The 22523-nt window shown below is 64.8% G+C and carries 21 protein-coding genes and 2 tRNA genes; 6 read left to right on the forward strand and 17 right to left on the reverse strand.

Annotation, left to right across the window (positions count from 1 at the left end):
* Positions 1 to 73: transfer RNA gene (locus BN972_RS12715), tRNA-Lys, on the reverse strand.
* Positions 74 to 279: 206 nt separating this feature from the next.
* On the opposite strand from BN972_RS12715, the gene BN972_RS12720 reads away from it, so the two are divergent.
* Positions 280 to 1482, forward strand: a complete 1203-nt coding sequence (locus BN972_RS12720; protein WP_036360745.1) for a L,D-transpeptidase — start codon at positions 280 to 282, stop codon at positions 1480 to 1482.
* 7 nt (positions 1483 to 1489) lie between these two features.
* Here BN972_RS12720 and BN972_RS12725 read toward each other — a convergent pair whose 3' ends face one another.
* From BN972_RS12725 to BN972_RS12770, 10 genes are all read right to left on the reverse strand, one after another.
* Positions 1490 to 2266 carry a mannan-binding family protein gene (locus BN972_RS12725; protein WP_036358294.1) on the reverse strand — a complete coding sequence of 259 codons (777 nt, stop codon included), beginning with the start codon at positions 2264 to 2266 and terminating at the stop codon, positions 1490 to 1492.
* 10 nt (positions 2267 to 2276) lie between these two features.
* Positions 2277 to 2981 (reverse strand): tetratricopeptide repeat protein, encoded by a 705-nt coding sequence (locus BN972_RS12730; RefSeq protein ID WP_036358297.1) that lies wholly within the window; start codon positions 2979 to 2981, stop codon positions 2277 to 2279.
* Positions 2982 to 2999: 18 nt separating this feature from the next.
* Positions 3000 to 4250 carry an MlaD family protein gene (locus BN972_RS12735; RefSeq protein ID WP_036358300.1) on the reverse strand — a complete coding sequence of 417 codons (1251 nt, stop codon included), beginning with the start codon at positions 4248 to 4250 and terminating at the stop codon, positions 3000 to 3002.
* On the reverse strand, positions 4247 to 5446 hold the full coding sequence (locus BN972_RS12740; RefSeq protein ID WP_036360747.1) for an MCE family protein: 1200 nt from the start codon (positions 5444 to 5446) through the stop codon (positions 4247 to 4249). The genes BN972_RS12735 and BN972_RS12740 overlap by 4 nt, the downstream gene beginning before the upstream one ends.
* An 11-nt stretch (positions 5447 to 5457) precedes the next feature.
* A complete protein-coding gene (locus BN972_RS12745; protein ID WP_036358303.1) occupies positions 5458 to 6564 on the reverse strand; it encodes an MCE family protein in 1107 nt (368 codons plus the stop codon).
* Entirely contained in the window at positions 6561 to 7607 is a 1047-nt protein-coding gene (locus tag BN972_RS12750) for an MlaD family protein (RefSeq protein WP_036358305.1), read from the reverse strand. The genes BN972_RS12745 and BN972_RS12750 overlap by 4 nt, the downstream gene beginning before the upstream one ends.
* A gap of 4 nt (positions 7608 to 7611) precedes the next feature.
* On the reverse strand, positions 7612 to 8667 hold the full coding sequence (locus BN972_RS12755) for an MCE family protein (protein ID WP_036358308.1): 1056 nt from the start codon (positions 8665 to 8667) through the stop codon (positions 7612 to 7614).
* Positions 8664 to 10157, reverse strand: a complete 1494-nt coding sequence (locus BN972_RS12760; RefSeq protein ID WP_235192501.1) for an MlaD family protein — start codon at positions 10155 to 10157, stop codon at positions 8664 to 8666. Before BN972_RS12760 ends, BN972_RS12755 begins: the two co-directional genes overlap by 4 nt.
* 73 nt (positions 10158 to 10230) lie before the next feature.
* The gene (locus BN972_RS12765; RefSeq protein ID WP_036358314.1) at positions 10231 to 11094 is read right to left on the reverse strand and encodes an MlaE family ABC transporter permease; all 864 of its coding nucleotides are present in this window, start codon (positions 11092 to 11094) and stop codon (positions 10231 to 10233) included.
* 1 nt (position 11095) lies between these two features.
* Complete coding sequence (locus BN972_RS12770; RefSeq protein ID WP_036358317.1) at positions 11096 to 11965, reverse strand: MlaE family ABC transporter permease; 870 nt, start codon at positions 11963 to 11965, stop codon at positions 11096 to 11098.
* A 303-nt stretch (positions 11966 to 12268) separates the two neighbouring features.
* Between BN972_RS12770 and BN972_RS12775 the strand changes: the two genes are divergently transcribed.
* The gene (locus tag BN972_RS12775; RefSeq protein WP_036358319.1) at positions 12269 to 12871 is read left to right on the forward strand and encodes a TetR/AcrR family transcriptional regulator; all 603 of its coding nucleotides are present in this window, start codon (positions 12269 to 12271) and stop codon (positions 12869 to 12871) included.
* A gap of 6 nt (positions 12872 to 12877) precedes the next feature.
* On the opposite strand, the gene BN972_RS12780 is transcribed toward BN972_RS12775, so the two are convergent.
* From BN972_RS12780 to orn, 3 genes are all read right to left on the reverse strand, one after another.
* Complete coding sequence (locus tag BN972_RS12780) at positions 12878 to 13642, reverse strand: alpha/beta fold hydrolase (protein ID WP_036358321.1); 765 nt, start codon at positions 13640 to 13642, stop codon at positions 12878 to 12880.
* A gap of 185 nt (positions 13643 to 13827) precedes the next feature.
* Positions 13828 to 13903, reverse strand: a tRNA-His gene (locus tag BN972_RS12785).
* A gap of 53 nt (positions 13904 to 13956) precedes the next feature.
* Entirely contained in the window at positions 13957 to 14604 is a 648-nt protein-coding gene (gene orn, locus BN972_RS12790; protein WP_036358324.1) for an oligoribonuclease, read from the reverse strand.
* An 86-nt stretch (positions 14605 to 14690) separates the two neighbouring features.
* On the opposite strand from orn, the gene BN972_RS12795 reads away from it, so the two are divergent.
* Positions 14691 to 16232, forward strand: a complete 1542-nt coding sequence (locus BN972_RS12795; protein WP_036358327.1) for a helicase HerA-like domain-containing protein — start codon at positions 14691 to 14693, stop codon at positions 16230 to 16232.
* Positions 16233 to 16235: 3 nt separating this feature from the next.
* Here the strand turns inward: BN972_RS12795 and cmrA are convergent, their stop codons facing one another.
* A complete protein-coding gene (cmrA, locus tag BN972_RS12800; protein ID WP_036358329.1) occupies positions 16236 to 17042 on the reverse strand; it encodes a mycolate reductase in 807 nt (268 codons plus the stop codon).
* A gap of 75 nt (positions 17043 to 17117) precedes the next feature.
* Between cmrA and BN972_RS12805 the strand changes: the two genes are divergently transcribed.
* The gene (locus BN972_RS12805) at positions 17118 to 18500 is read left to right on the forward strand and encodes an MFS transporter (RefSeq protein ID WP_080696829.1); all 1383 of its coding nucleotides are present in this window, start codon (positions 17118 to 17120) and stop codon (positions 18498 to 18500) included.
* Here the strand turns inward: BN972_RS12805 and BN972_RS12810 are convergent.
* Positions 18474 to 19268, reverse strand: a complete 795-nt coding sequence (locus tag BN972_RS12810; RefSeq protein WP_036360751.1) for an MmpS family transport accessory protein — start codon at positions 19266 to 19268, stop codon at positions 18474 to 18476. The two genes, BN972_RS12805 and BN972_RS12810, sit on opposite strands and share 27 nt — an antisense overlap.
* Before the next feature lie 66 nt (positions 19269 to 19334).
* A complete protein-coding gene (locus BN972_RS12815) occupies positions 19335 to 19976 on the reverse strand; it encodes an SACE_7040 family transcriptional regulator (RefSeq protein ID WP_036358332.1) in 642 nt (213 codons plus the stop codon).
* Positions 19977 to 20018: 42 nt separating this feature from the next.
* On the opposite strand from BN972_RS12815, the gene BN972_RS12820 reads away from it, so the two are divergent.
* Both BN972_RS12820 and BN972_RS12825 read left to right on the forward strand, forming a co-directional pair.
* A complete protein-coding gene (locus BN972_RS12820) occupies positions 20019 to 21659 on the forward strand; it encodes an AMP-binding protein (RefSeq protein ID WP_036358335.1) in 1641 nt (546 codons plus the stop codon).
* A gap of 101 nt (positions 21660 to 21760) precedes the next feature.
* Positions 21761 to 22507: a CoA transferase subunit A gene (locus BN972_RS12825; protein ID WP_036358337.1), complete on the forward strand. Its 747-nt coding sequence runs from the start codon at positions 21761 to 21763 to the stop codon at positions 22505 to 22507.
* Positions 22508 to 22523 lie beyond the last annotated feature (16 nt).

A 22523-nucleotide genomic window follows, 5' to 3' on the forward strand; every position in this document is an offset into this window, starting at 1 on the left:
TGCGCCGTCAGGGTTTCGAACCCCGGACCCGCTGATTAAGAGTCAGCTGCTCTACCAACTGAGCTAACGGCGCGTGCTCGGCCAGAGACCGGCTATCGACAATAACAGGCAATGCGTCGCGGAGGGAAATCCCTTCCCGTGACCTGCACCACCCGTTGGACATAACCGATATCATTCATCCGCATTGCCACGGGCGGTGGTGCCCAGACACTACAATGCAGGAAACAATCCAGGTCAGCGGTGACCGAGCAAAGAGAACAGAATGTGGAAGGTCACTTGATGGCGCCTTTGCGCAGACGTCGATCTTGGCTGGCTGTGGCCATGGTCCTGGTTGCTGTGTGCGGGGTTGCCTGTAGCAGCGGGGGCGGGACGCCAGTCGCTGCCAAGGTGATCGAGAACAAGGGCACACCGTTTGCCGACCTGCTCGTCCCCAAGCTCAGCGCGTCGGTTAGCGACGGCGCGGTCGGGGTCACCGTGGACGCTCCGGTGACGGTAACGGTCGCCGACGGAGTACTGGCCTCGGTCACGATGGTCAATGACAACGGCCGCCAGATCGCCGGGCAGCTCAGCCCGGACGGCTTGCACTGGCAGACCACCGAGCAGCTCGGCTACAACCGGCGCTACACACTGAGCGCCAAGGCGACGGGGCTTGGCGGCGCGGCAACCCGCCAGATGACGTTCCAGACCAGCTCACCGGCGCACCTGACGATGCCCTACGTGGTGCCGAGCGACGGCGAGGTAGTGGGCGTCGGGCAACCGGTCGCGATCCGCTTCGACGAGAACATCGCCGACCGTGTCGCCGCCGAGAAGGCCATCAAGATCACCACCAACCCGCCCGTCGAGGGCGCCTTCTATTGGCTGAACCGGCGCGAAGTGCGCTGGCGCCCAGAGCATTACTGGAAGCCGGGAACCACCGTCGACGTGGCGGTCAACACCTACGGTGTCGATCTCGGTGAAGGGATGTTCGGCGAGGACAACGTCAACATGCACTTCACCATCGGCGACGAGATGATCGCGACCGTTGACGACAACACCAAGATCATCACGGTGCGGATCAACGGTGAGGTCGTCAAGACCATGCCGACGTCGATGGGCAAGGACAGCACGCCGACGAACAACGGCGTGTACATCGTCGGCGGGCGGTTCAAGCACATCATCATGGACTCCTCAACCTACGGCGTACCGGTCAACTCGCCGAACGGCTATCGCACCGATGTCGACTGGGCCACGCAGATTTCCTACAGCGGCATCTTCGTGCACTCGGCGCCGTGGTCGGTTGGCGCGCAAGGGCACTCCAACACCAGCCACGGCTGCCTGAACGTGAGCCCGAGCAACGCGGTGTGGTTCTACGACCACAGCAAGCGCGGTGACGTCGTGGAGATCGTCAACACGGTGGGAAGCATCCTGCCCGGGACCGACGGCCTCGGCGACTGGAACATCCCGTGGGATCAGTGGCGCGCGGGTAACGCCAACTCGTCCTAACCCGTCGTCAGACCCGCAGCACCGAACTCAGCGCCGACAGCGGGATGTGCGCCTCGACAGTGCCGCCGTCCATGAACCACTGCGGCAGGCCCGGCGAGAAGTTGACCGGCTCGTCGTGTCCGACCGGATAGTCGGGCATGTAGAGAACGAGCTCGTCAGGGGTCAGCGCCCAGGCCCGGTAGGCGCCGGAATAGACCTTGTCAGGTGTCCAGCGGTCCACGACGAACGGGTACGTTCCCGGGTCATGTGGGGGAGCGGCCTGGTTCAGCGCGGCTTCGACGAACGGCTGCGCCGGTGGGGGAATGGCGGTCAGCGGGTTGCCGTTGGTCAGGTCCGCCAGTTGCACCCGCCGGCCTGAGGCCATGTCGAACGTGAAGGTTCGATAGGCATTGTTCGGTTTCGGTCCGTCGGCGTGGTAGTCCTCGTGAAAGACCGCGCTCAGCAAGTTACCGTGCTGAAAGATCTGGTAGTTCTCCTCGCCGTAGCTATCGGCGGCCATGAGCGCGTTGGCGTTTCGCCAGTTTCCCACCAGGGTGCGCAGGTAATCGCGGATCACCGGACCCGCCGTCGGGTTGTCGACGAGATCGACGGGCACGGCGACTTTGATGTCGCGCACCGCGTTGCGTTGCGAGGTCACCGCGGTGTGGCAGTATTGGCCGTCCCAGCCGCCGCCGAGCTCCCCGCAGAATGATTCGGCCGAGGCGTGGGCGGTACCCACACCCGCTGCTGCCGTGATTGTGGTTGCGGCACCGAGTAATCCGGTCGCCAGGAGTCTGCTGATCATGGCTTACCCCTCACAACAGCTGAACTTTGCTGGCCCGCCAGCGGCCGTCGACTTTCTCCATCGTCATCTTGATCCTGCTGCGGTCGATGCGTGGATCGGGCACGGCCATGTTGGCCACCGTCTGGTCGATGAAAACCAGCACCACAACCCTGTTCGTGGTCTCGGAGGCGATCGCCGAGTCGACGACCACGCCGTGGGCGGTGGCCTTGTTGTCGATCAGCAGCTGTCGCAGCTGCACGCTGGACTGGGTGTACATGTCCTTGAACTCTCCGGTGGCGCCGTCGAGCACCTGCCGGAAGTTCTCGTCGACGTTGTTGGAGTCGATGCTGGTCAGCACTTGCGCGTACTTGACCGCCGCTTGCTGTGCCTGCTCTCCGGCCGCCTGTATCTGATGCTGCTGCCACAACTTCCAGCCGAGGAAGCCCGAAAGTGCCAGCGAGGCAACGAGTAACAGCGGCATCAGACTGCGACGTAGGTATTGGCTCCAGCCACGCCGGAAACGCTTGGGCTTCCCACCTTTGTCGCGCCTGCCCAGCAGCGGCCCGTCGTCGTCTTCGGCTTCGTCGATGCTTTCGTCGATGCCTTCGGCGTCCTCGGTGTCGTCGGCGCACTCCGTCGCTTCGATGTCCAAATCGTCCGCTTCGATGGCGTCTTCGACTGTGCTGTCGGCCTCTTCGGTGTCGAGGTCTTGCTCGGTGGTAGCGACCACAATCATCTCCTTGGGCGAATTGGATTAGTGCGGTGGTTCGATGGGCAGCGGCGGGCCGCCGTATGGAGTGGGAACTGTGAAGCGGCCCTGCGGTGTCGGATCGGTGCGCCGTCCCAGGTCGGCCCCGGGTGGTGGGCCCGCGGTGTCGTCACCGGCGGGTCGGGGCGCGTTCTTGGCCGAGCGGATTCCCACGCCGGGGTCGTCGTCGCGACAGTAGGTGTACATGAACGGCTCGTAATAGTCGGCTGCCGAGGGTGGGTGCGTGGGTGTCCCGTAGTCGCATGCATAGCGCGGGTAAAGCTCGGCTGTGGCGAAGACCCCGTGATCGTGGAAGGCACTGGCGACGGCGTCCAGCACTGACCCGCGGTAGTCGGGGAAGAGCGCATTGAGCGCCGGAACCCGCAGATACAGCAGTTGTGAGGCGGTGGCCAGGCTGCCCAGTAGCTGCACCATGGTCTCGGAGTTGTCCGAAAACAAGTTGTCGATCGCCGAAAGCGATTGCGGTGTCTGGGCCGTCAGACGGCGGTAACCGGCCTGCATCCTGGCCACCCCGGCCAGGGTGCGGTTGAGGTCGACGGTGGTTGCGGCCAGTCCGGCGTTCTTGTCGGCCGCCAGCGTCAGGACGACGCGGCTGGTCCGAAGGATGCTGGTGGTCTCGGGCAGCACAGAGTCGAGCGTCGAGAGCAACATGGTCCCGCCATCCACGATGGCGGCCAGCTTGTTCGGCCCTTCCTTACTCAGGCTCAGCTCTTTCTTGATCAGCTCGATCTTGTGCGGATCGACCTGAGCCAGCAGCCCGTCGGCGTCACCAAGCAGTTGGGCCAGGCTGACCGGAACGCCGGTGTGGTCGAGTCCAATGAAGCTGCCGTCTCGCAAGTAAGGTCCGGCGTCGGATTCCGCCTCGAAGTTGATGTACTGCTCGCCGGCCGGTGACAGTGCCGATACGCGCGCCGTGCTGTTCGCCGGAATTCGCACCTTCGACGAGATACTTGCGACGGCGTTCACGCCCCGGTCGGTGATCTGCAGCGACTCGACGCGTCCGATCCGGACCCCACGTAGGGCGACGTCCTGATTGGGGAGCAGCCCGCCGGATTCGGTCAGTTGCACTGTCACTCGGTAGGACGTCGCGAACGGCGCCACCCGCAGCGCACCGATCAGCAGGTAGGTGGTGGCGACCACCAAGGTGAGCACAAGCCCGGCCACCGACAACCACACCTGGCGTCGATGCGCGGCCCGTACCGTGCGGACAACATGTGCTGCAAGCGAATTGATCACGGTGGTGGTCCCGGTGACGGCGGTCCGGGGGCGATGAGAATGCCGCCGGGGACGTTCGGGTCCGGGATCACCGGGACCTGAGGCGAGTTGGGTCCGCGGCCGACGATGCGTTCCTGCAGACGCCACAACGTGTACTTGAGCGAGCCGATCATCTCGTTCCAGGTGAATCTGGTGGGTCCGTGCAGTCCTCGGTCACCAGGAAACCCGATGTCCGGGATCGAACCCAGCACCAGCTGGTCGACGCCCACGTGCACGGAAATGGCGTTGCCGGAAGTCGATTTGATCAGTGCGGGCAACATCCGGTTGAGCGGAAGCCAACTGGTTTCCGGGCTTATCGCCACGTCGTTGGCGGCGCCGGCGAGGGTGTTCAAGTCCCGGATGACACTTCTGCCGCTGGCGTCGGTTCCGTTGAGTGACGGGAACCGGGAAAGCACCCGACTGGTGTCACCGACCTGGATGAGCAGGTTCGATAGTTCGTTGGTGTTGTCGGACAGCGCGGCCATCGCCGGGTTAGCGGCCGCCATCAGGTCGCTCAGGGTCTGATTCTTGGCGTCGAGTTCCCTGCTGAGACGCGACAATTCCGTCAACGCGTTGGAGATTTGTCCGGACCGGGCATCCATGGTGCCGAGCAGCTGATTGGACTTGCGGATCAGGTCGCCGAAGGCGTGGCCCTGGTCGCCGGTGGCTTTGCCGACTCCATTGATGATGTTGGTGAAGTTGCGGACCGCGCCGCCGTTAACCAGGATCGCCGCCGAACTCAGCACCGACTCGACGGTGGCGGCGGCGGCCGTCGATTCCAAATCGATGGTGTCGCCGTTTTTCAACAACGGTGTGCTGGGCGAGGTTTCGGCCGGTGGCCGCAACGACACGAACACGTCGCCGAGCGGTGTGGCGGTGCGTAGTTCGGCGGTACTTCCCCGGGGCAGCAGGACGCCGTCGCGGATACGCAGGGTGGTGATGGCGGTGTAGTTGCGCGCGACCATCGATTCCACCTGGCCGACGTCGGCACCGGCCAATTTCACCTTCGCGTTCATCGGCAGGTTGAGCGCGTTCGAGAAAACCGCGGTCAGCATGTAGCCGCCCGAGCCCAGGCCGGGTGCCGGAAGTGGCAGGCTGGCAAGGCCGTTGGTGGCGCAGCCGGAACTGAGCAGCGCCGCGGCCGCCACCGCGGTTACGGCCTTGCCTCGGACTCGCATTCGCTTCGCCGTCATTTCTGGCCCATCGCGGCCAAGCCGTCCAGCACGTAGGTCAAGCCGAAGTCCGGCCCGAAATCCTGCACCGTGCCGGTGCTGCACCCCAGCTGACGCAGCCCCATCAGGTTGCAGACCTCTTTGGTGAGCTGGCTGTCGAAAATCATGCGGTCAGTGAGGAAGTGGGCGCGGACCGCGCCGTTCTCGCGGTCGACCATGTTGTAGGCGTTGTCGGCCAGCAGGGGCGCAAGATCAAGGGTTTCGGCCAAGTCGCGGCGGTGGTCGACCAGAGTCTTGGCCACCGTGTTGCCATTCAGCAGGGCTTGGCGGATGACGTCGCGGTTGGCGTCGAGGAGGTCGCCGGCGCGCTGGACCAATTGGTCGAGTTTGCGGCCGGTGCTGCCGGTGCCAATGTCCTCGTCGGCCAGGATCTGACTGACCTGGTGGATGGTCGAGGCGAATTCGCGTAGCTTGCCGTCATTGTCGGCTGCGGCTGCGAACAGCGAACTCATGTTCTTGATGATCGTGGTGATCTGGGCGCGGGTCCCCGCACCACCGTCGCTGCTCAACCGCAGCGCTCTGGACAGCTCGTCGAGTGCTCCCTTGATCTTGGCGCCGTTGCCGTTGACCACCTCGGTGCCCCCGTTGAGCACATCGGCGATGGGTCCGGCACCATGCCCGTCACCCTCGAGGGACCTGGTCACCCGGTCTAAAACCGCTAGCACGCGGCTGAATTCGACGGGAGTCTTGGTTCGGGTCAGGCCGATGGTGTCGTGATTCGCCAATGTCGGGCCACCGCGGTAGGGCGGAGTGAGTTCGATTTGGCGGTCGGTGAGGATCGACGTCGACACGGTGACCGCTTGTACATCCGCCGGCACCTTGACATCGCGGTCGACGGTGAATTGGACCTCGACGTAACCGCCCTTGGGGCGGATATGGACGACCTTGCCGACGGGCATGCCCAGGACCGCCACCACGTTGCCCTCGTAAAGTCCAGAGGCGCTGTCGAATTGCGCTGTGATGGTGATGGGGTCTTTTCTGTCGGCAAGGTACCACCAGCCGACGCCGATCGCGGTGACCACCGACGCCACGATCGCGACGGCGGCGATGATCCGGGCTCTCATTTGCAGTCCTTGTAGTAGGGGATCATGCCGAACTGCTGAGCTCGTCCGCTGATCGCGCACATCCACGAGTCGATGAGCAGGGAGCTCGGCAGGTTGAAGCTGACCGCGTTCGCGTCGCCGGTGAGGTTGGTCGCCTCCCGCGCGAAGATCGGAGTGGCCTGCAACACGTTGCCCACCAGATCGTCGTGTTTGGCCACCATGTCGGTGAATTCCCGCATGTCCTTGAGCAACATGTCGACGCCGGCCCGGTCATTGACCACGATCTGATTCATGGTGTCCACCAAGCTGGTCAAGGACTGCATCATCGCGTGGAAGACAGCCCGCCGCGCGGCGAATTCACCGAGCAGCTGCTGAGCCTGATTGACCACGCTGCCGATATTGGCCTGCTGGCGGCGCAACGTATTGGTGACTTGCTCGGTGCTCTTGAGCAGCTGGCCGAGCTGGTCACGGCGTTGGGCAATGATCGACGACAGTGAGTCGATGTTCGCCATCGCCTGCGGCACGACCGGGGGCAACTTCTCGAGCTGCTTGCCCAGCACGGCCAATGATTGGGCGAACCTGTCGGAGTCAACCTGCTCGAAAGTAGTTGTGGCATCGTGCAAAGCGGCCTGCAGGTCATAGGGGACCTCGGTATGGGCAAGATCGAAAGTGTTGTTGGCCAGGGAGCCCGAACCGTTCGGCTCCAGAGCGAGGTAGCGCGAGCCTAGGATGGTGGTGACCTTGATCGAGGCCTTGGAATCCCTACCCAACACCACGTCGTTGCGGATCTTCAGCCCGGCTTCGACGTGGTCGCCGTCCAGCTTCATGCTCGTCACTTCACCGACCGGTATGCCCGCCACGGTGATCGGGTTTCCCGGCCGCAGCGAGGCCGCCTGCAGGAACTCGGCGGTGTAGTGCCGGTAGCCGGCGCCGAGTGCGTGGACCAGCAGCATGGCCCCGATCAGCACCGCGACCACCGCGCAGGCGCTGAACCCCAGCCATGTCTTGTTGTAGCTCTCCAGGGGCCGCTTCTTGTGCCGCTGCCATCGCGACGTATCCGCCATGGGATCAGCTACCTCCCACGTTCCTGCATCGGGGGGTATGCATCGCTTTGTTGCCCGGCGTCGCGGCGTTGACGATGATCGGCACCACGTCGTTCAGACCGGGGAAGAAGCCAAAAATGTTCACATCGCACGCGTAGGCGTTGCCGTACGCGCCCTGATTGCCAACGCGGATCAAGCCTTTCAGCACCAGCGGAACGTTGTCGCCGAAGAACGCCACCTGCGGCTCGACATCGAGCAGGTGGCGCGTGACGCCGGGCCGACGATCGATAAACTCGCGAATCGCCGGGTAGTCCTCGCGTGCGGCGGAGGCCAGGTGGGTCATCATTCGGGACATCGTGCCCACCGAGGACACCAGCTCCGGGCGCCGCTGGTTGAGGACGGCGACGACATCGCGGGTTTGGGTGAGGACTCCGTCGAGATCGTCGTTTTGGGCGGCGAGGTTGACGACCACCTTGTTCAGGTTGGTGATCACATCGCCCAGTGCCTGATCCCGTCCCGCGAAAGTCTCAGTGAGCGTAGATGTTTGGCTGACCAGGGTGGCCAGTGACGAGGTGTCACCCTGCAGCGATTCGAGTACGCCTTTGGTGAGGTTGTCGGCGTCGCGGGGGTTGAGCAAGCTGAACAGCGGTTCGTAACCATTGAGCAGCGCGGTGACGTCGAAGGAGGGCTCGGTGCGTTCCAGGGGAATGGTGCTGCCGGGCGGGAGCTGGGCGGTGCTGCCTTCGTGCCCCAGGGACAGCCCGAGGTACCGCTGGCCGACGATGTTCTGGTAGGTCACCGACGCGACGGTGTTGCCGAAGACGCGCTGTTCTTGTTGCAGTACGAACGATACTTTTGCGAATCGTCCGTCCAACTCGACCTTTTCGACGCGACCGACTCGTACCCCGGCGACTCGGACGTCGTCACCCTCCCGAAGCCCGTACACGTCGGTGAACATCGCCGCATAGGGCGAAGTCTTCCCGCCCACGTCGCGCCGCAGGCTCACATAGACCAACCACGTCAATGTCACGGCCACGATCATGAACAGGGTCAGGCCGATCAGAGGTCCCCGAAACTTCATCCGGGCCCCCCTGTCGACGGGACCAGCGACACCGTTGTTCCGCGGGCCATCGGACCCAGCAGCAACTCGGTGGCGACCGTGGCGGGCCGTCCGCTGATGACGCCCAACAGCTCTCGCTCATATTCGCTGCCGACGGGTCCGACGTTGCCGCCGAATGATGAAGCGGTGACAACCGATCCCGCTGCCGGTGGTCCCAACAGCGGGGGCGGCGGTACCGGCCCGTGCGCCGGCGGTGAGGGGTCCGGGTCGTCGGGGTTGGCACCGGTCCGGATCGGCGGTGAGGGTGAGATGAACGGGGGAAGCGGGGGATTCGGGTCGGTCAAATTCGGGTAGGGGTTGAGCGCTGGCGGTCCCACGACCACGAGATTGCCGTCGGGACCGACCACTGTTCCCGGCGGTGGCGCCAAATCCTTGGGCGGCTGGTAGTTCTGGGGCAGCAGCACATCGGGCAGGTCAGGCTTGTTGGGGACCAGCGGTGCGGTGTAACAGCTCGGCCCCTTCAGTTCGCCGTAGTGCGGGCAGTCGGCGCGGCTGTAGGCGAACGTCTGGGTGAACGAGAGCCGCGCGCGCATGTGGCCGACCCCGAGTTCGGGCATCCACACTTCTTCCATGAACTTCTTCGCCAGGTTGTCCAGCTTGGCCACCGCGGGAACGAAGTTGTTCGACTTGATCGCGAGCACACCGACGACCGGCGTGAGTTCGGTAGAGATCCGGACCAGCTGGTCGATGTGATTGTTGAACGACTGGTGGGTGGTGTCGACCGTGTAGTCGGCGCTGGAAAGCAGCGAAGCCAGTTGTCCCCGTGTCTCGGCGAAGGTCTGCATCGGCTCGACGGCCTCATGCAACGCGTCCAGCAGTTCCGGCGCGGTGGCCTGCAACCCTTGTGTGGCCTCGAGGAGCGCAGCCACCGTCGACGGGCCGGTATCAGTGCTGACGATCGAATTCAGTTGATCGATCAGGCGATTCAGCTGAGCCGCGCTGCCCAGCAGCTTGGTGCGCCGGTTGTCTGTCGCGGCGTTGAGCGCGGCCAGGATGCCCACCGAATGGTCTTCGCGGCCGCGCCCGGTGGCGGCGAGCAGGTCCCGCAGCTTGCTGATGGTGGTCTGGAACAGGACAGTCGGCAGTTGGGTGTCTTCGTGAATGTGCGCGCCGGACCGGATGACTGCTCCCGGCCCATTGCCGATGAGCTGCACCGAGGAGACCGCAAACACATTGCTGGGCACGACACGGGCGGTCACCGCGGCCGGAATGGACTTGGCGTACTCCGGTTTGAGATCGATGTGCACATAGTTGGGTTTGCCGTGGGCGGCCGGCACCACATCGTTGACCATGCCGACCAGCACACCGTGATATTTGACGTCGGATTTCTGCGGCAGGCCGTCGCCAACGTTGACCAAGTCGGCAATCACCCGAACGTATTCGTTGAGCCGCCCCGTCGATTTGTACAACAAACCCACGGTCAGCAGCACCGCCACCATCGCCACCGCCATGCCACAGCCGAACAGTTGCCGGTCGGATGGGCCGCGCCCGTCGACGTCGAACGAATTCGGTTGCGCCCTCAACCTAACCACCGAACCTCGCACCGGCATCGACCCCCCACAGCGCCATGGTCAGCAGCATGTTGACCATGATCATGACCGTGATGCTGGCCCGCATGCCATGTCCCGCAGCGACTCCCACCCCTTCGGGACCGCCGCTGGCGTAAAAGCCGTAGTAGCACTGGATGGTGGAGGCGATCCACACGAAGATGATGGCCTTGAACAACGAATAGATGATGTCCTTGCCGGCCAGCATCAACGAGAAGTAATGCAGGTAAGACCCGGATGACCCGCCGCTGCTGATCTGCACCACCACCTGAGTGGTCAGGTAGCCGATCGCCAGACAGCCGGCGTAGAGCGGAATCATGGCCATCACCGAGGCGATCAGCCGGGTGGTGACCAGATACGGAATCGGCCTGATGGCAATGGATTCCATGGCGTCGATCTCTTCGGCGATGCGCATCGAGCCCAGTTGCGCGGTGAAGCGGCAGCCACCCTGCATCGCGAACGCCATGGCGGCCATCAGCGGAGCCAGCTCGCGGGTGTTGACCAACGACGACACGAACCCGGTCGCCGGTCCTAGGCCCAGCAGGTCCAGAAAGTTGTATCCCTCGATGCCTACCAGGGCGCCGACCGTCATACCGAGTACCACCGCGACACCGGCCGTGCCGCCACCCACCACAATCGAGCCGTTGCCCCAGGTGATGTTTGACAGCAGGCGCAGAAACTCGCCGTTGTACTGGCGGAGCGTGAGCGGTATCGCCACCAGTGCCCGCACGAAGAAGACCAGCATGTGGCCGAGGCGACTGATCGGCTTGGTGCCCCGCCGGTACAAGCGCATCAGGCGCGTGGTCAGCGGCGCCAGCGGTAGGTAGGGGGAGGCCGTCACGTCACAAACCGGTCCGTGGTGACAGCATGATGTAGAGCTGGCTGATGGCGACGTTGACGATCATCAGCAACAGAATGGATTCCACCACTGCGGCATTCACCGAGTTGGCCACGCCGGTGGGGCCGCCCTTGGTGGACAGTCCCTTCTGGCTCGAGACGATCGCGACGATCGCCCCGAAGATAATTGCCTTCAGCAGTGCCAGGATCATGTCGCCGGTGGTGGCGAACGACGCGAATGTGGACACGAAGCTGCCGGGCGCCCCGTCTTGAAAGTAGACGTTGAACATGTAGCTGGCGAAGAAGCCGACAAAGCACACCACGCCAGTGAGAGCGACGCCGATCATGATCGCCGCGGCAAAGCGTGGTACGACGAGGCGGCGAATCACCGAGACGCCCATCACCTCCATGGCGTCGGTTTCTTCGCGCATCGTCCGGGAACCCAGGTCGGCGGTGATGGCGGAGCCGACGGCGGCCGCCATCAGAACCGCGGCAACCAGCGACGCGCCCTGGCGGATGACCGCGAGCCCGCTGGCGGCGCCGGCCAGCGAGGTGGCGCCGACCTGCCCGGCGAGCAACGCGAACTGGATTGACAGGGTGACGCTGATCGGCAGGGAAACCAGGATCGTCGGCAGGACGGCGGTGCCCGCCATGAATGCGCCTTGGCGGACGAACTCCTGCCACTGGAAGCGGCCGGTGAAGAGATCGATGAAGAAGTACTGCACGGTGCGGATGCCCAGGACGAACTGCTCGCCGACCGTCCGCAGTGACGCCAGCGGGTGGCGGTCGACGTACCCGACACCCCAATCCTTTATCGTGTTGAGGCCGTCATCGGGGCGCTCGTTGCGTACGGCGGGATCTTGATGCAAGGTCATATCAGGCGGATCCGGGGAACGGTCGAGCAAACGAACTGAAGGTCATCGCGTACCGGAAACCGATCTCATCGGCGCTCTCCCCACCGGTTGCTTCGTAAGTGTCGAGCGGTCTCGGTCAAGTGTCGTCGAGCGACCCCCACCGCGCTCAAACACCCACGAGTCCGCAACCGTGCAGCTCAATCAGTTTTGCGGTATCACGCTAGCCTATGTGATAGGCACTTTCAATAGTGTAGAGTCACTCACTTACGTCCATCGTTGGATCGCGCAACGTGCTCGGCCGGTCGGACTCGCGAAGGTGATCGCATGCCCTCAGCAAACATTGAGTCGCTTCGGGACCGGCGTCGCGCCGAGTTGCTTTCGCAAATCCAGCACACCGCTTACGAGCTGTTCGCCGAGCGTGGATTCGATGCCGTGACGACCGAAGACATCGCAGCCGCGGCCGGAATCTCGATCAGCACTTACTTTCGGCACGCGCCCACCAAGGAAGGTCTGCTTGTCGATCCGGTTCGCGAGACGATCAGCGAGATGCTCGATGCCTTCAGCGCCAGACCGGCGGGCGAATCGGCGGTTGAAGTGCTCATCCAGCTGTTCGTCGCCCACGCCAGGGAAGCCAGCGAGGTCAAGCACCTCGACACCTGGCAGCGGGCGGTCGCGACGGCCCCGCATCTGTTGAGCAAGTCGACGCTGATCCGCGAAGCCGATCAGCGCAAATTCGTCGAGCACGTCGCATCCCGGATGGGAGTGGACCCCCGTGTCGACGTCCGTCCGGCGCTGCTGGTGCACACGAGCTTGGCCACCGTGAAATTCGTCATCGACCGCTGGCTGACCGCGGAAGCGGAACCGGATGAACCCATGCACGTCTACATGGAACAGGCGCTGCGGATTACGCTGGCCGGCTTTGAATAATCCTGGTTACAGCTCTTCAAGGAACTTGCGCACGGCGGCATTGAACGCCTCGGGCTGGTCCATGTTCGCCGCGTGCCCCGCGTCGGGGAGGACGACCTTGGCAGAGTTGGCGATGTGACGAGCCATGTAGTCGGCGCCGGCCAGGAAGTCGGTGTCGTCAGCGCCGACGATCACCAGAGTGGGCACCGCGATGCTGTCGAGCGATGCGATGACGCGGGCGTCTTTCTGCGCCATGACACCGCGGGCGGCGCGGGGGAGTCCTTCTGGATGTTCATGTGCCGCCTGCGTTACTTCCGCCGAGCGGCTGGCTGACCCCTCGCCCCGCTCGAATCGTTGTGCGGTTTTTTCTACCCAAGCGTTCCACTTTCCGCGCGCGTCGTCATTGCGGTAGCCCGGCCCCGTGTCGACCAGTACCAGCCCCGCGACCCGTTGCGGGTGCACGAGGTGAAAGGCCAGAGATAGGTAGCCACCCAACGACATTCCGCCGATGACTGCCCGCTCGGCGCCCACGGCATCGAGGATGGCCACCATGTCGGCGACGCTGATCTGCTCGCTGTAGCGGTCCATTTCCTCGGGTGCGTCGCTGCTGCCGTGGCCGCGCTGATCCCAGACGATGACCGGCCGGTCGACGCTCAACGCATCAATATTGCGGTCCCACATCCTCGAGGTCGCGCCGAAACCGTGCGTGAGCAAGATCGGCACTTTCTGACCCAGCGGGTTGTGCACCTGATAGGCGAGCGTGACGCCGTCTTCGCGCTGGAGTCTGTTCACCCCGCCACCTTGCCATGACAACTTCTGTCCGCGGCAAAGCCGCGTCGCTGCCGCTACCGACAGCGCCCCGGCTGTCGCCGGTTCCGTGGTCGGCGCTCGGATCACTTCAACCGGGGCATGGATGGGCCGAGACCTGGCGATGGAACACCGCCCGACCTGCATTGCAGATCGGGCGGTTTCCTACATGGGGTGGCTGACGGGGCTCGAACCCGCGACATCCAGGATCACAACCTGGTGCTCTACCAACTGAACTACAGCCACCGTGGCCGCCGGGCAGTCTCGTAGCAACGGGCTGATAAGCGGCGACGTCGATACTAGCCGCTTGGGCGCTCGTCGGCCGAATTGATAACCTCGGGCGCTTCAGCGTCCCCCTGAAGATCGGTCACTACGGCGGCGATTTCGCTGGTAGAGGGCCCCGGCGGGGGCACGAACGCGGTACGCCGGTAGTACTGCAGTTCCCGGATGGACTCATGAATGTCGGCCAGCGCGCGGTGCGCCAGACCCTTGGGCGGCTGCCCGAAATAGATCCGCGGGTACCAGCGCCGGCAGAGTTCCTTGATGGAACTGACATCGATCATCCGGTAGTGCAGAAATGAGTCCAAGGCGGGCATGTCGCGAGCGATGAAGGACCGGTCGGTGGCGATCGAGTTGCCCGCCAGCGGCGCGGTGTTGGGCTGTTTGACGTGCTTACTGATGTAGTCGAGCACCATCGCCTCGGCGGTGGCCACGTCAACGGTGGAGGCCCTGACTTCGTTTGTCAGCCCCGAACGGGCATGCATCTGCGCGACGACATCGATCATCGAGGTCAACGCGGCTTCCTCGGCATGGATGACGACGTCGATTCCGTCACCCAAGATGTTCAGGTCGGCATCGGTGACCAGAGCGGCGATCTCGATCAGCTTGTCCGACCCAAGATCCAGCCCGGTCATCTCGCAGTCGATCCACACCAATTCGTCGCGCACAGCGCCCAAGCGTAAGCCCACGTCAGCGCCCGCTGCTGCACCCCCTGGCAAGTAGGGTGATGTTTGCCATACAGCAAGGGGAACTGATGAGCACCGAATCAGAGGCCGCCAAAGGTATCGCGGCGGGTTATGCCGTCCAAGGCCAGGCGCTGGAACTGGGCACGGTCGTCGTCGGCGGGGAGGTCGATCCGACCGCGCAGATCCGCATCCCGCTGGCCACCATCAACCGGCACGGTCTGGTGGCCGGTGCGACCGGGACCGGGAAGACCAAGACGCTCCAGCTGATCGCCGAGCAGCTCAGCGCCGCGGGGGTCCCGGTCTTCATGGCCGACGTGAAGGGCGATTTGTCGGGCCTGGCGAGGCCGGGACAGGGCAACGACAAGACCGCCGAGCGGGCTAAAGACACCGGCGACAACTGGAAGCCCAGCGGTTTCCCAGTTGAGTTCCTCTCGCTCGGCACCGGCGGCGTGGGGGTGCCGGTACGGGCGACCGTCGAGAGCTTCGGTCCGGTCCTCCTATCAAAAGTGCTGGCGCTCAACGCTACTCAGGAGTCGACACTCGGTCTGATCTTCCACTGGGCGAAGCAGAACGGGCGCCCGCTGGTGACCCTGGACAATCTGCGGAACGTCATCGGGCGCCTCACCAGTGACGAGGGCAAATCCGATCTGAAAACCCTGGGCGGAGTGTCCTCCACCACTGCCGGGGTCATCTTGCGTGCGCTGGTGAATCTGGCCGGTGAAGGCGGCGACACGTTCTTCGGCGAGCCGAAGCTCGACCCGAACGATCTGCTGCAGATCGATGATCAGGGCCACGGGGTCATCTCGCTGCTCGAGTTCAGCGGTCAATCACTGCGCCCGGTCATCTTCTCGACCTTCCTGATGTGGTTGCTGGCCGACCTTTTCGCGCAGCTGCCCGAGGTCGGCGACATCGACAAACCCAAGCTGGTGTTCTTCTTCGACGAGGCGCACCTGCTGTTCACCGATGCTTCAAAGGCCTTCCTCGAACAGGTCGAGCAGACCGTCAAACTCATCCGTTCCAAGGGTGTGGGTGTGTTCTTCTGCACTCAGCTGCCCACCGACCTGCCCAATGACGTGCTGTCGCAGCTGGGTGCCCGGATTCAGCACGCATTGCGGGCATTCACGCCGGACGACCAGAAAGCGCTCAGTAAGACCGTCCGCACCTATCCCAAAACCGATGTGTACGACCTGGAGTCGGCGCTCACATCGCTGGGCATCGGCGAGGCCGTCGTCACCGTGCTGTCCGAAAAGGGTGCGCCGACACCGGTCGCCTGGACGCGCATGCGGGTGCCTCGTTCGTTGATGGCCGCGATCGGCCCCGACGCGGTGACGGCCGCGGCCAAATCCAGTCGGCTGCAAGACAAGTATGGCCGGACCGCGCCGTCGCCGGACCAGGCTCCCGCCGCGCCACCTCCGTCGGCGCCCAGGCCCGACTATCCGCCCCTGCCGACGTACGACGAGGTCCCGCCCATGCCCGCACCCGCCGAGCCCAAGGGGCCCGCCATGTGGGAGGAAGTGCTGAGTAATCCCACGGTGAAGAGCGGCATCAACACGGCGATACGCGAAGCGGTGCGCAGCATCTTCGGCACCGGTCGGCGTCGCCGCAGGTAGCCGCTACCCGCCACCGAGTTTCTTATAGAACGCACCCACGATCGGCGCCACGATGGCCCGCGGCGCGTAGCCGCTCGCCACCGACATCGCCTTGGAGGTCACCCCGGGAACGACGCGCATCTTGTTGCGTTCCAACGCATCCAGGGAAACCTGGGCGGTGTGCTCGGTCGAGATCCACAGAAAATCGGGCACCAGCTTTTCCACCAGCGACCTCTCGTCGCCCTCGGGCAGGTCCGTGCGAACCGGACCAGGTGCCAGCAGCGTCACGTGCACCCCGGATTTGCGGACCTCGCCGCGCAGCGATTCGCTGAAGGTGTTCGCGAACGCCTTGGTCGCCGCGTAAGTCGCGTTGTAGGGAATCGGCGAATTGCCCGCCGCCGAACCGGAAATCAGGATGCCGCCGGCCTTGCGCGCGACCATTCCCGGCAAGACGGCCAACGTAAGGTCGTGCACCGCAATGGCATTCAACTGCACCTGGGCTTTCTCGCCGGCCGGGTCGAGGTCGGCGACGGCGCCGAACGTCGCGGTGCCGGCATTGGCGCACAGGATTGAGATCTGCCGCGCGGCCAGTTCCTCGCACAGCTCGCCGCGTTCGGCTGGGTCAGCGAGGTCGGCGGGGCGTACCTCAACGGTGACGCGGTATTTGTCCGACAGTCGGGCGGCGAGGTTGTTGAGCAGTTCCTCCCGCCGCGCGGTGATGATCAAGCTGTGGCCGCGGGCGGCGAGCTCGGTCGCCAGCGCTTCGCCGATGTTTTGCGACGCTCCGGTGACAACAGCGCGCGCGTCGGGGCTGGGGGCAGGTATCGGCATGACGACGATCGTAGACACCCGTTGTGCGGCAGCCACTCGCAGCGGGTCACTGGGAAAACACATAGAGTGCCGACCATGAGTGAGCCGGAGTCCCCCGACACAGGCGCCGGCGAGCAGGAAACCCTCGACACTGAAAACCCTGCCGAACACCGGCCGCAGGGCACCTCGCCGTCGCGGATAGTCGCATGGGCGCTCTGGGACTGCGGTTCGACCGGGCTCAACGCGATCGCTGCGACGTTCGTGTTCTCGGTCTACCTGACCAGCAGCGTGGGTGTGGGCACACCGTTGGGTGCCACGCCGGAAAGCTGGCTGGGGCGGGCCGGTGCCATCGCCGGGATCACCATCGCGCTGCTAGCGCCCGTGGTCGGCGTGTGGGTGGAGTCTCCGCATCGTCGACGGTTGGCGCTCGGCCTGCTGACCGGCCTGGCGGTCGCACTGACCTGTGCGATGTCGCTGATCCGCGACGACTCGCGCTACTTCTTCGCCGGACTGGCGCTGCTGGCCGGCACGGCGGCATGCGGCGACCTGGCCAGCGTTCCCTACAACGCGATGCTGCGGCAGCTCTCGACGCCGCAGAGCGCCGGCCGCATCTCCGGCTTCGGCTGGGCGGCGGGTTATGTGGGCAGCGTTGTGCTGCTGATCCTGGTCTACCTCGGCTTCATGACCGGTGACGGCAACACCCGCGGGTTGCTGCACCTGCCGACCGCCGACGGGGTGAACGTCCGCGCCGCGATGCTGCTGGCCGCGGCCTGGCTGGCGATCCTGGGACTGCCGCTGTTGTTGGTCGCCCACCGACTGCCGGGTGCGCGCACGGTCACCCGCCGTAGCGGGCAGGGCGCGTACCGAAAACTGTGGGCCGACGTCACTTCAGAGTGGCGTCGTGACCGCAATCTCGTTTATTTCCTGGTCGCCAGCGCGATCTTCCGGGACGGTTTGGCCGCGATATTCGCCTTCGGCGCCGTGCTGGGGGTGGAGGTGTACGGCCTCAACCGCGCCGACGTATTGATCTTCGGGGTGGCCGCGAGCGTGGTGGCGGCGGTCGGCGCGATCGTCGGCGGGTTCGCGGACCACCGGGTCGGCTCCAAGCCGGTCATTGTCTTTTCCTTGTCGGCGATCCTGGCCGCCGGGCTCGCCATGATGATGCTGTCGGGCCCGCTCGCGTTCTGGGCCTGCGGACTGCTGCTGTGTCTTTTCATCGGTCCGTCGCAATCCTCGGCGCGCGCATTGTTGCTGCGGATGGCCCAGCACGGCAAGGAGGGCGTGGCCTTCGGCCTCTACACGATGACGGGCCGGGCGGTCGCGTTCCTGGCGCCGTGGCTGTTCTCAGTATTTGTCGACGTGTTCAACGCCGTTCGGGCCGGGTTGGGCGGAATCTGCGTCGTGCTACTGCTCGGGTTGCTGGCGATGCTGGTGGTGCGGGTGCCGGCCGAATCAGAGCGGGGCGTCGCAAATGGTTAAGCCCTGCCCAGTGCGCTGCCGCACCTGAACGCCGGCCACCGTCACCGAACAGGTGACGTTGTGGCCGATGTTGACGATCGTCACACTCGCCGGGTGCGTGGTCGACGTCGACAGGCTGACCTGCTTGCTCCAGGGCAGTGCGACGTTGAACTCGGTCTGGATCAGGTCGCCGGTGTCCAGGTACATCACGCTGATGGCGCGCCCCTCTCCGGTGACGGTGTAGACCACGGTCTGCATGGTTCCCGGGGAGGTGGGGGATGCGGGTGGGGCCGTTGTGCTCGGTTCGGTCGTCGTGGTGCGCGGCGGCCTGCGAGTGGTGGACGGCGGTGACGTCCTGGTCGTCGGGGGCGCGAAGGTCGTGGTGGGTGCGGGCATCGGGGGGAGTGGCTCGATCGCGGTCTGCTGTTTCGTCGACACGTTCACCACGACCAGCGCGATCACCAGCCCGATGACCAGCAGGACCGAGGCGCCGGCCACGAACCACAGCCAGCGCGGTGAGCGCGGCGGCGGTGGGGGCTCGCCGCCGGGCAGCTCATCCGCGCGCTGCTGGTCCTGCTGCCAGTACTGAGGCGGCAATTGCTGGGTGGGGTTGGCTTGATATGCGCCAGGCGCCCAGGGCGAACCGCCGCCGCCGTAGCTGGCGTACGGCATCTGATCGGCATAAGCGGGGTAGTCGACGGGCGGTGAATCGGAATAGTCCTGCGACCACGCCGAATCGGACCCCGGTTGAGGGGGGCCGAATTGCTGGGGTCGCTGTGGATCGTTCATGTCCACTTCGCAGGGTACAAGGCATCCGTCGGGGAACGGTTTGGCGAGTGCTCAGCTTGCCCGCACTCAGAGATCGCCGGCGGTGAGCGCGGCGATAGTCATGGCCCGCATCACAGCGCGCGAGCGCACCGCCCGGGCGGGCTTGGCGTCGGCCGCTTTCATGCTGTACGGGGTCGAGTTCAGCAAGCCGAACACCGCGTGCGCCATCAGGCGGGCGTCGGCTTCGGCGAGTTCGGGGTTCAGCTCACGGAGCACACCTACCCAGATCTCGACGTACTGCCGCTGAGCCTTGCGCACCTGACGCTCGGCGGACGCGGGCAGGTGCGCGAGGTCGCGGTCCTGGATCCGGATGAGATCGGGCTCGCCCAGCGCGAAGTCGAGATGGAAGTCGATCAGGCCGTCCAGCGTCGCGGCGGCATCGCCACCGCGGTCGGAGACCGCACGCGCACCGGCGAGCAGATTCGCGCTGATCCCTACCAGCAACTCGACCAGCAGCGACTCTTTGTTGGGGAAGTGCCGGTAGATCGCCGGACCGCTGACGCCGGCGGCGGCGCCGATGTCCTCCAGTCGCACGGCAAGGAACCCGCGCTCGGCGAACAGACGCTCGGCGGCCGACAGCAGCTGTAGACGCCGGTCGGATTTCAACTGGCTGCGGCGATTTGGCGAATCGGGCCGACTGTGCTCGCGGTCCTGGGCGGACGCTGCCATGACGACCTCCTGGACATCTCGGTTAATCGTCACTAACGTAGCATCCACGCACCGGCCGGAGGAACCGTGACGCTTTCTTACGAACGCGGCCCTAGCACGCCCCCGTTGCTCGAAGTGACGATCGGCGCCAACCTGGCAGGCACCGCAACGTCTTTCGGGCACCGCGATGCGCTCGTCGACGTCACCGCGGGGCGGCGCTGGACTTACGCCGAGCTGCTGACCGATGTGCGCCGGCTGGCGACGGGGCTGTTGCGCGCCGGCATCCGCAGGGGTGACCGGGTCGGCATCTGGTCTCCCAACCGCTGGGAATGGGTGCTCGTGCAATACGCCACCGCGGAGATCGGCGCCATCCTGGTCACCATCAATCCGGCCTATCGGTTGCGTGAATTGACTTATGCCCTAAAGCAATCGGGTGTAGCGCTGGTGATTGCGGCGCCGGGGTTCAAGGACGCGAGCTATGCCGAGATGCTCGCCGAGGCGGCGCCGGAATGTCCCGACCTGCGCGCCGTCGTGCTGATGGAGACCAAGGGATGGGAGGAGTTGGCCGACGCTGAGCCGGACGCGGGCACGTTGGGCTCGGCGGCTCGGCAGCTGACGTCGACCGATCCGATCAACATCCAATACACCTCCGGCACAACGGGACACCCGAAGGGCGTGACACTGACTCACCGCAACATCCTGAACAACGGATACCTGGTGGGCGAATTGCTCGGGTACAACGAACGGGACCGCATCTGTATCCCGGTGCCCTTCTATCACTGCTTCGGCATGGTGTTGGGCAATCTAGCGGCTACCAGCCACGGGTCCTGCGTAGTAATCCCGGCGCCCAGCTTCGACCCCGCCGCCACGCTGCGGGCGGTGCAGACAGAGCGTTGCACGAGTCTGTACGGCGTACCGACGATGTTCATCGCTGAGCTCGGTCTGCCGGATTTCGCCGACTATCGACTGAATACCTTGCGCACCGGGATCATGGCGGGCGCTGTCTGCCCCGTCGAGGTGATGCGCAAGGTGATCGAGCGGATGCACATGCCGGGGGTCTCAATCTGCTACGGCATGACCGAAACGGCACCCGTCAGCAGCCAGACACGCCCCGACGACTTGTTGGAACGGCGCGTCGGAACCGTCGGTCGGGTGGCGCCGCACCTGGAGATCAAGGTGATAGATCCCGCCACCGGCGCCACCGTTCCGCGCGGCGTGGCAGGCGAGTTCTGCACGCGTGGCTACTCCGTCATGTCCGGTTACTGGAAAGACGATGTGAAGACCGCGGAGGTCATCGACGCGGACGGATGGATGCACACCGGCGATCTGGCGTCGATGGACCAGTACGGCTACGTGCAGATCACCGGACGGCTCAAAGACATCGTGGTGCGCGGTGGTGAGAACATCGCACCCCGCGAGATCGAGGAGTTTCTGCTCACCCACCCCGACATCGTGGACGGTCACGTGATCGGGGTGCCCGACGAACGATACGGCGAGGAACTGATGGCGGTGATCAAGCTGCGCGACGGCGCCCCGGAGCTGACCATCGAGGCGCTGCGGGACTTCTGTGCGGGCCGTATCGCGAGATTCAAGATTCCGCGCTATCTACGGATCGTCGAGGAATTCCCGATGACCGTCACGGGCAAAGTCCGCAAAGCACAGATGCGCGAGCAGGCGATCGAATTTCTGGCCGGCCGGGCATAACCGCTGCTTGCACTGGCCCTCCCTGGACGCGCCCGTATCGGCAATGGTATTCTCACTGTCCAGTTAATGATTATTAACTGAAATCGGAGGCCCTGCGGCAAATGGACAAAGTGGTGGCTACCGCTGCGGAGGCGGTCGCGGACATAACCGACGGGTCGTCGCTGGCTGTCGGGGGATTCGGACTGTGCGGGATTCCGGAGGCGCTCATCGCGGCATTGGCCGACCGCGGTGTGACCGACTTGGAGACGGTGTCCAACAACTGCGGCGTTGATGGTATCGGCCTGGGAGTATTGCTGCAGCACAAGCGAATTCGGCGGACGATATCCTCCTATGTGGGCGAGAACAAGGAGTTCGCGCGTCAGTTCCTGTCCGGTGAGCTCGAAGTCGAACTGACTCCGCAGGGCACGCTGGCCGAACGGCTGCGCGCTGGCGGCATGGGGATTCCGGGTTTCTACACACCGGCCGGAGTGGGCACCCAGATCGCCGACGGGGGACTGCCGTGGCGCTACGACGCCTCGGGGGAAGTCGCGGTCGTCTCCCCGCCCAAGGAGACCCGCGAGTTCGACGGCGTCACCTACGTTCTGGAACGGGGCATCCGCACCGACTTCGCACTGGTGCACGCCTGGAAGGGCGACCGACACGGCAACCTCGTCTACCGCTACGCGGCCGGCAACTTCAATCCGGAGTGCGCGCCCGCGGGCAGGATCACCATCGCGGAGGTCGAGCATCTCGTCGAGCCCGGTGAGATCGATCCCGCCACCGTGCATACCCCGGGGATCTTCGTGCAGCGCGTCGTGCATGTGCCGAATCCGGAAAAGCGCATCGAGAAAGAGACGGTGCGCTCGTGACCTGTCTTGTGACCGA

The organism is Mycobacterium asiaticum DSM 44297, from assembly GCF_000613245.1.
Classification (GTDB): Bacteria; Actinomycetota; Actinomycetes; order Mycobacteriales; family Mycobacteriaceae; genus Mycobacterium; species Mycobacterium asiaticum.

Bases quoted from the DNA above. Each gene is read 5' to 3' on its own strand.
- BN972_RS12730 (WP_036358297.1), bottom strand. From the start codon at position 2,981: ATGATTGTGGTCGCTACCACCGAGCAAGACCTCGACACCGAAGAGGCC.
- BN972_RS12760 (WP_235192501.1), bottom strand. From the start codon at position 10,157: ATGGCGGTGGCGATGGTGGCGGTGCTGCTGACCGTGGGTTTGTTGTAC.
- BN972_RS12750 (WP_036358305.1), bottom strand. From the start codon at position 7,607: ATGGCGGATACGTCGCGATGGCAGCGGCACAAGAAGCGGCCCCTGGAG.
- BN972_RS12775 (WP_036358319.1), top strand. From the start codon at position 12,269: ATGCCCTCAGCAAACATTGAGTCGCTTCGGGACCGGCGTCGCGCCGAG.
- BN972_RS12810 (WP_036360751.1), bottom strand. From the start codon at position 19,268: ATGAACGATCCACAGCGACCCCAGCAATTCGGCCCCCCTCAACCGGGG.
- BN972_RS12770 (WP_036358317.1), bottom strand. From the start codon at position 11,965: ATGACCTTGCATCAAGATCCCGCCGTACGCAACGAGCGCCCCGATGAC.
- BN972_RS12795 (WP_036358327.1), top strand. From the start codon at position 14,691: ATGAGCACCGAATCAGAGGCCGCCAAAGGTATCGCGGCGGGTTATGCC.
- BN972_RS12805 (WP_080696829.1), top strand. From the start codon at position 17,118: ATGAGTGAGCCGGAGTCCCCCGACACAGGCGCCGGCGAGCAGGAAACC.
- BN972_RS12755 (WP_036358308.1), bottom strand. From the start codon at position 8,667: ATGAAGTTTCGGGGACCTCTGATCGGCCTGACCCTGTTCATGATCGTG.
- cmrA (WP_036358329.1), bottom strand. From the start codon at position 17,042: ATGCCGATACCTGCCCCCAGCCCCGACGCGCGCGCTGTTGTCACCGGA.
- BN972_RS12815 (WP_036358332.1), bottom strand. From the start codon at position 19,976: ATGGCAGCGTCCGCCCAGGACCGCGAGCACAGTCGGCCCGATTCGCCA.
- BN972_RS12740 (WP_036360747.1), bottom strand. From the start codon at position 5,446: ATGCGAGTCCGAGGCAAGGCCGTAACCGCGGTGGCGGCCGCGGCGCTG.
- BN972_RS12720 (WP_036360745.1), top strand. From the start codon at position 280: ATGGCGCCTTTGCGCAGACGTCGATCTTGGCTGGCTGTGGCCATGGTC.
- BN972_RS12825 (WP_036358337.1), top strand. From the start codon at position 21,761: ATGGACAAAGTGGTGGCTACCGCTGCGGAGGCGGTCGCGGACATAACC.
- BN972_RS12745 (WP_036358303.1), bottom strand. From the start codon at position 6,564: ATGAGAGCCCGGATCATCGCCGCCGTCGCGATCGTGGCGTCGGTGGTC.
- BN972_RS12725 (WP_036358294.1), bottom strand. From the start codon at position 2,266: ATGATCAGCAGACTCCTGGCGACCGGATTACTCGGTGCCGCAACCACA.